Source organism: Novacetimonas hansenii JCM 7643, from assembly GCF_000964405.1.
Classification (GTDB): domain Bacteria; phylum Pseudomonadota; class Alphaproteobacteria; order Acetobacterales; family Acetobacteraceae; genus Novacetimonas; species Novacetimonas hansenii.
Genome location: NZ_BANE01000289.1, coordinates 1 through 7970 on the forward strand (window position 1 = coordinate 1; position 7970 = coordinate 7970).

At 59.2% G+C, this 7970-nt stretch carries 6 protein-coding genes; 2 read left to right on the forward strand and 4 right to left on the reverse strand.

The window, feature by feature from the left end; translation table 11 throughout:
• Window positions 1–363: 363 nt before the first annotated feature.
• The gene (locus tag B7G66_RS15120; protein WP_003620311.1) at window positions 364–1773 is read right to left on the reverse strand and encodes a glutamate--cysteine ligase; all 1410 of its coding nucleotides are present in this window, start codon (window positions 1771–1773) and stop codon (window positions 364–366) included.
• An 89-nt stretch (window positions 1774–1862) separates the two neighbouring features.
• Window positions 1863–2606: an RsmE family RNA methyltransferase gene (locus tag B7G66_RS15125; RefSeq protein ID WP_003620317.1), complete on the reverse strand. Its 744-nt coding sequence runs from the start codon at window positions 2604–2606 to the stop codon at window positions 1863–1865.
• A gap of 203 nt (window positions 2607–2809) precedes the next feature.
• Between B7G66_RS15125 and ubiA the strand changes: the two genes are divergently transcribed.
• The gene (gene ubiA, locus B7G66_RS15130; protein ID WP_040510839.1) at window positions 2810–3736 is read left to right on the forward strand and encodes a 4-hydroxybenzoate octaprenyltransferase; all 927 of its coding nucleotides are present in this window, start codon (window positions 2810–2812) and stop codon (window positions 3734–3736) included.
• A 48-nt stretch (window positions 3737–3784) separates the two neighbouring features.
• On the opposite strand, the gene B7G66_RS15135 is transcribed toward ubiA, so the two are convergent.
• The gene (locus B7G66_RS15135; RefSeq protein ID WP_040510841.1) at window positions 3785–4528 is read right to left on the reverse strand and encodes a dienelactone hydrolase family protein; all 744 of its coding nucleotides are present in this window, start codon (window positions 4526–4528) and stop codon (window positions 3785–3787) included.
• A gap of 42 nt (window positions 4529–4570) precedes the next feature.
• Entirely contained in the window at window positions 4571–5989 is a 1419-nt protein-coding gene (locus tag B7G66_RS15140) for a sugar porter family MFS transporter (protein WP_003620324.1), read from the reverse strand.
• Window positions 5990–6299: 310 nt separating this feature from the next.
• Between B7G66_RS15140 and B7G66_RS15145 the strand changes: the two genes are divergently transcribed.
• A complete protein-coding gene (locus B7G66_RS15145; protein WP_003620326.1) occupies window positions 6300–7640 on the forward strand; it encodes a GntT/GntP/DsdX family permease in 1341 nt (446 codons plus the stop codon).
• The last annotated feature ends 330 nt before the right edge of the window (window positions 7641–7970 follow it).

Below are 7970 nucleotides of genomic sequence, written 5' to 3' on the forward strand. Positions count from 1 at the left end.
CAAAAACTCAGGATATGCATCAATCTAATCACAGAACGCTCTAGAAACAGGCCGTTGATAAAAAAAGAAAAGTTCTTTGGGCACTGATTTTTTCAAAAAGGCAGTATCTTTCGAAGATTTTTGAAAAAATCTTCACCAAAAACTTTTATAATTTCAGGATGTTACCGCGCATGGACTTTCAAACAGTCTCTTATAAAATCATACGATATTCAAAAATATCTCTGCATAAGACAACAGACAGACCATACGCAGCCACAGGCCATCTTAACGCACATCCCATGAAAAAAGCGCCTGTTTTATTAACAGGCGCTTTTTCAATAACGGATGGGATCATTGACTGGCGATGATCCCACCTGAAACAGTTCAGATCGCCGCTTCGTCAAAAATACGGGTTACATCCCTACCCCAGCGACCATGATAGGCCTGCAACCATGCTTCGGCCTGTGTCGGGCCGCCTGAAGTAATTTCATGCAAGGGGTCGAGGTAATGCGCCTCATCACGTCCGGTGGCGTCCTTTTGCGCCCTGGCATGCAGGCCATCCGTGGCGATATCGACCATACGCTTTGCCAGATCACGCACACTTCCGCCCGCCCATGGCGCGTGCAGACCCAGACGCGGCACCTCGGCGCGCAGGGTGACATAACTCTCCCACGGCTGTTCATGCACAAGGGCATCAGCCGCCGCCAGCGCGGCATCATCATACAGCAGACCAACCCACAATGCCGACTGCGCCAGCATCATTTCGGGCGACCCGGCATCCGCACCACGCATTTCAAGAAACTGCTTCAGCCGGACATCAGTAAAGGCGGTGGTCATGTGATCTTCGAAATCACCCATGGTCGGGGTCAGGCCCTCCAGCCCCTTTTGGGATTCACCGTTCATCCATGCGCGGAAGGACCGGCCCGCCACATCATGAATCCTGCCATCGCGCATGATGAAATACATCGGCACATCCAGCAGCCATTCGACATATGCCTCGAACCCGAAATGAGGGGCAAAGAATTCGACGGGCATTCCCGAACGCCGGTTATCCGTGTCGGTCCAGACATGAGCACGGTTCGACAGAAGGCCATTGGGGTGGCCCTCGTAAAATGGTGAATTCGCAAAAAGTGCTGTCGCCACTGGCTGCAACGCAAGGGAGACACGCAGCTTGCGTGCCATATCCTGTTCGGATGCGAAATCAAGATTGACCTGCACCGTGCAGGTCCTCAGCATCATGTCCAGCCCCAGCGTGCCGACCTTTGGCATGTAGTCACGCATAATGGCATAGCGGCTCTTGGGCATGGTGGGCATGTCCCCGCGCCGGGCGAAGGGATGAAACCCCAGCGGCGCAAACCCAATGCCAAGCCGCTCACAGATGGGATGCAGGCTGTTGAAATGCCCGTCCATCTCCGTCCGGGTTTCATGCAGTGTCGCCAGCGGTTTACCCGACAGCTCGAACTGTCCCGCGGGCTCAAGGGAGATTGAGGCCCCCTTGTGCGCCTCAGCCCCCTTCAGGCCGATCAGCGCCCCTTTGTCGCGGATATCGTGCCACGCCCTGCCTTCGCCCTGTTGCAGGGCCGACAGGACGGCATGGATGCCATCGGGCTCATATGGTGGTGGCAGCCATGGGCTGCGCCCCGCTGGCGTGGCCTGGGGGCGGATGAAACCGAATTTTTCATGTTCCGTGCCGATCCGCCACGCATCTTGTGGTTTTGACCCCTGCGCCAGCAGGCTGGCCAGTTGGGTAACCGATTCGATCGGAGTTATATCTTGATCGCCAGGATTGGACATGACGTGGCGGGAATCCTCGTTACAGAAAGAATGCAAAACCATTGTGGACCGGATTTGGTCCCTATGCCAGAGAACGGTCGGACCTCTCCCTATCCGGCCATTCCCATACGGATACCAGCCCCCATCAGGGCCAGCCCCGCCGCCGCCGCCGTATCGGCCCGCAGGACAAGCGGCCCCAGCGACAACAGACGCGTTGCGGGCCGCCCACGCAGGAAGTCCTGTTCACGCGGTGAAAAACCGCCTTCTGGACCAATCAGCAGGGCATCGCCGGGACACGCACGGGGAACTTCGCTTTCCTGCGCCGTGGGGTCCAGACGTTCCAGTGCGACAAACAGTTGCATATCAGTGGGGGCATGCGCAATCGCCTCCATCATCGGCCGGATCGGGGCGATGGCGGGAACATCAAGGCGTTCGCACTGCTCGCTGGCTTCGCGCGCAATAGCAGACAGGCGCCCCTCGTTCAGGCGATGGGTATTCGTGCGTTCCGTAATGACCGGATAAAAGCATTCCACACCCAGTTCCGTTCCCATACGGATGATCATTTCGGTCGCATCGCGTTTCAACGGCGCGAACATGATCCCAGGCCCCTGCGTCACCCTTGGCGGGCGGTCCATATGCACCAGACGGATTTCCCCACGATCACGGCGCAGCACCTCTATGGTCGCGGACCATTCACCATCGCGGGCATTGAACACAACCACGCGCCCGCCCGCGGACAGGCGCAGCACATTACCCAGGTAATGTGCCCGGTCCGGTTCCAACCGGATCACCGCATCAGGGCACATGGGTGGAAATGCCTGTGGGTCCATGAACAGGCGGGGGCTGTCCCTCATGATGTTTCCTTTGGTCTATGGCGCATCTGTGGCCCGTTTCGGGGCCGCCATCATATCGGCCATCGTATCAGCTATCGTCTCGGCTATCGTCTCGGCCCGGACTTGACCACGCACGATCATCCGGCCCATCTGTGTCCGCATTAGCAGTCAGGTCGCCCGGCGTCATCGTCATGTCGGGCCTTATCGCCGGGAGAATACATGCAGTGACCCAGCCTGCGTCGCATACCGACATCCGTACTGACGGCTGGATCGGCCGCCTTCCGGCCCCACTGCGCCCTTATGCCCTGCTGGCGCGGCTTGACCGTCCCATCGGGACATGGCTGCTGTTCCTGCCGGGGGTTTGGGGCATCCTGCTGCCCGCTGATGTGGCCCCGCGCGAACGTCTTCGCCTGATCGTGCTTTTTGGTATCGGCAGCATCGTCATGCGTGCAGCCGGGTGCGTGGTCAATGACATGTGGGATCGTGATATCGACCGCATGGTTGCACGCACTGCCGGACGGCCACTGGCCAGCGGTGCGCTGCGCATGCGCGAAGCCGGGCTGTTCCTGCTCGCACTGCTGCTGATCGGGTTTAACATCCTGATGTGCCTCAATCCCCTGTCGCGGGCACTGGGTGCATCGTCGCTGCTGTTGGTGGCGCTTTACCCGCTGGCCAAGCGGGTGACATGGTGGCCGCAACTGGTGATGGGATTTACATTCGGGTTTGGCGCGCCACTGGGATACGCGGCGGCAGCGGACCGGATCGACCTTGCGCAAGGCGCGCTCTATGCCGCGACCATCGTGTGGCAACTGGGGTTCGATACGATCTATGGCTTTCAGGATATGGAAGACGACGCCCGCATTGGCGTCAAATCCACGTCGCGCCTGATGGCACGCAGGGCACGTGGGTTTGTCGGGACATGTTACGCCCTCGCACTGGCGGGGATTGCGGCGGCGGCTGTCCTGTCACATCAGGGATGGGGATTCTGGGCCGGCCTGCCGGTGCCCGCCGCGCTGCTGACCTGGCAGGTCATGCGTCTTGATGAACACGATGCACCGCAATGCCTGCGCCTGTTCCGTTTTAACCGCGAAACCGGCCTTGCCGTGGCGCTGGTGTTGCTCGCAGGGTTGCTGACGCGCGGCATGTCCTGACGCAGGCACGCAGCCCTTGATGCACATGGGGGCGTACTGCCCCCGCACTCATGTCAGGTTACGGTGGAACAAGGCCCCGGCCATATCCATACATTGTAAAAAGAGCGCCGCGTCGTACCGTGGCCCCTCGTCACGCAGGAAGGCATGCTGCGCATTGAATTCATGCCATTCATAACGCGTGCCCGCCTGTTCCATCCGTTCGCGGATCAACTGCCGCCCTGCGAATGGCACATGCGGGTCCTGACGTCCCCACACCATCATCACCTCACCGCGGAGCTCAGGCAGGCGCGCCAACGTATCATCATGCTTTCCCTCCCCAAGGGAAGCACTATGGATATCGGTGGCATAAAAACATGCCGCCGCGCGCACGCGCGGATCGAACGCCGCCCGGAATGCAAGATGCCCGCCAAGACATACGCCAAGTGTGCCCACACGCCCTGAACAGGCCGCGCATTCTTCCATCAGCCATGAGACCGCCGCGCATGCATCATCGTCATATGCCGCAAGGGGCTTGGCATATTTCAGGGTATTGCCCCGATCCGTGCCGACCTTGTCATAGGCCAGGACCGTGCCCGCGGGTTCGTACTCGTGATATACCTCGGGCACAGCGACGACATATCCCTGTCCCGCCACCATGGCCGCGAGCCTGCGTATGGGGGCTGTGACCTGATAAATCTCGGAAAATAGCACGATGCCCGGAAAACGCCCTTCCGCCATGGGACGAAAGACATGCAGGCGCATCCGGCCAGAGGGCGTGTCGATATCGAATGTTTCGTCAGTCCGGATAATCATGTTTCTTCCATCAAAGGTGCACAACGCCCCGATCATGCCATATCAGCGGCCAAGGTCACGCAGCCTGCGTCCCTGCATCAGGTGATCTTCGATCGCTTCGAGGGAGACGCCCTTGGTTTCTGGCACGAAGCCCAGGGTAATGACGATGAATATCGCGTTCATCAGCGCAAAAAGCCAGAAGGTCCGTGCCTCTCCCAACCCTTCGAGCACCGAAAGGAACGTATTGCTGATCAGCCAGTTGGCGGCCCAGTTCGTAAATGTCGAACATGCAATCCCGAAATCACGTCCCCGCAATGGCTGTATTTCAGAACACAGCGTCCATACCAGCGGCCCCGCCCCCATGGCGAACCCCGCGACAAACAGCAACAATGCCGCCACCATTCCGATTTCCTGCGGCAGGGTCGAGGCCCCCATCGCGACCAGCCCCCCCGCGACCGCCATGCTCAGCGTCATGACAACGCAACTCAGCAACAGCAGAGGCCGCCGCCCCCAACGGTCAATGAACATGATCGCAAGCCCCGTGGCCGCCATGTTGACCAGCCCGATGATCGCCGTGGACCAGGTGGAGGCGGCAACCCCGAAATGCGCGGCCTGAAACACCTTGGGCGCATAATACATCAGCACATTGATGCCCGTCAGTTGCTGCATCACCTGCAACAGCATGCCCAGCCCGACGGAGCGGCGGAAATTTGGGTTGGTGCGAAAAAAGGTCCACACGTTTGTGTGTTCTTTCTTCAGCTCGCTGGCGATATCGTCAATTTCACGATCCGCCTCCTGCGGGCTGGAGCGGAGATAGCGCATGACAAGCCGTGCATGGCGCGTATCCCCACGCATCATCAGCCAGCGCGGACTGTCGGGCAGGAACAGGCATCCGATGCAAAACACCACCGCCGGCAACGTCATCAGCCCCAGCATCCATCGCCAGTGCCCGCCATAGGACAGGAAACTGTCCACCACATAGGCAAGGAAAATACCCAGTGTCATCATAAGCTGGTAGCATGAGATCAGCGACCCGCGCGCTGATTCCATCGCCACCTCGGAAATATAGAGCGGTGCGGTGAAAGCCGCGATCCCGACCGCAAGGCCGAGGAAGATGCGACCGATGACAAGCACCACGACAGACGGCGCAAGCGCACAGGTGATCGACCCGAGCAAGAACAGGATCGCCGCCCCCATCAGCGCCTTGCGCCGGCCGAAACGGAACGACAGGTTCCCCGCGATGATCGATCCCACGGCTGCGGCAGCCATCATGGAGGAGACGATCCATTCCTGCATCTGTGCGGAGGCATGGAATTCATCGCCAATAAATGTCAGCGCCCCGGCGATCACCCCGGTATCAAGGCCGAACATCAACCCGGCAAGGGCCGCCAGCAGACTGACCCCCACGGAACGGGCCAGGAATTCCGATGATCCCGCCCCATCGTCGCGTGTTGCTGGTGCCGGGGGCTGAAGTGACGACATGACAGTTTCCTTATCCGGTTTTTATGCTGAAAGCGCCGGTGGCTTTCATTCTGTCTTGTTATTTGCAACTGTTGTCGTTGCTCGAATAATGCCGCGACGCGGGTATCCCCTGGCGGGCATGTCCCGACAGCTTATGGCAAAGGATTAATTTTTCCAGTCACCATCCCGACACGGATGCACACGAACACGCATCCCCCCGGACATTCCCCACGTTATGCATGCACCACGCATGCAATCCCGCACACCCTGCCATATTGTGATACAAACCGCGTCAAGCCACTCACGATAATAATAATTTTCAGATGTGATAATGTCTCCTTTTCTTGCCGTTACCATTGCCGTCATGGCCATACTCGCCGTGATCGTGCTGATCGGGCGTTGCCGGATCAACCCGTTCATCGTGCTGTTCAGCGTATCGGTGCTGTTGGCGCTGTGCGCGGGCATGCCGCCGCAAAAGGCCATTTCCTCGTTCGAAGAAGGCGCGGGCAAGGTCCTGGGCCATGTCGCCACCGTCATCGCGCTGGGTACGATGCTGGGCAAGATGCTGGCGGAATCAGGCGGTGCGGATCAGATCGCGCTGACCATCACCCGCATTGCAGGCGAACGCCGCGTCAGTTGGGCCATGATGGTCATTGGCCTTCTGGTTGGACTGCCGGTCTTTTTCGAAGTCGGGTTCGTCCTGCTTATCCCGCTGGCCTTCACACTTGCGCGGCGAACACGCACGCCGCTGCTGATGGTGGCGCTGCCGATGGGGGCGGCACTTTCGGTCACGCATGCAATGGTACCGCCCCATCCGGCAACCCTGCTGGCACTGGCGGCCTATCATGCCGATACGGGCCGCACGATCCTGTGGGGTGCCGTGATTGGCACGCCCATCGCGGCACTTGCCGGGCCTGTCTATGCCCGGTTCATCACCCCCCGAATCGGCACAACGAACGAGGCCGCGCTTGCCAGCCAGTTCGTCAATAATGAAGCACCCGCCAACCTGCCGCCCTTCATGACCACGGTCTTTTCGATTCTGTGCCCGGTTATACTGATGCTGGCGGGATCCGTAGCCGATCTCGTGTCGCGGCCGGGTGGCGGCACCAATACGTTCCTGCATTTCATCGGCAATACCGATATCGCGCTGTTGATCGCGACGCTGCTGTCATTTTACGTGCTGGGGGTGGCGCGCGGGTTTTCACGTGCGACAATCCTGAAATTCACCAATGACTGCCTTGCCCCCACCGCCCTGATCATGCTGCTGGTCGGTGCAGGGGGCGGTTTCGGCCGTGAACTGGTCGATAGCGGGATTTCATCGGCCATCACCACACTGGCACTTGGCGCGCATGTGCCGTTGCTGGTGCTGGCATGGCTGTTGGCGGTCGTGGTGCGCGTGGCCACGGGGTCCGCCACCGTGGCCATGAGTACGGCCTCGGGAATCGTGGGGCCGATCCTGTTGCATTCCCATGGCGTGTCACCTGAACTGATGGTGATTGTCACGGGGGCTGGCTCGGTGGCGCTTGGTCCGCTCAACGATGCGGGTTTCTGGCAGATCAAGGAATATCTGGGTCTTACAGTGGGACAGACCATCCGAACATGGTCGGTCGTGGAAACCCTGATCGCTGTACTGGGCCTGCTTTTCACGCTGCTGGCATCGCTGTTCATCTGAAGGGCGCCAACATATCAAATATAAATAATTTTTCAGGCCTGTCGGGAATTATCGTGCATTGGGGGCTGCGCATGATCTGCCCCCCATTCCACCACATTGCGGTGTTCCTGGACGCCGAACCATGCACAAGAGATCCCGATACGCTGTGGCCTGCCCCAACAAACAGGCCATTGCCGGGGGAAGTTCCCGCGATGGGGCATGACCAGACAGGCCCGGACCAAGAGAGTGTTTGAAAACAAATCATTGATAAAAAACAGGGAAATTTTTTTGGGTGCCGCCTTTTGAGCGAAAAAGGCGGCGTCTTCTGAAGCTTTTTAGAAAAAGCTTCAC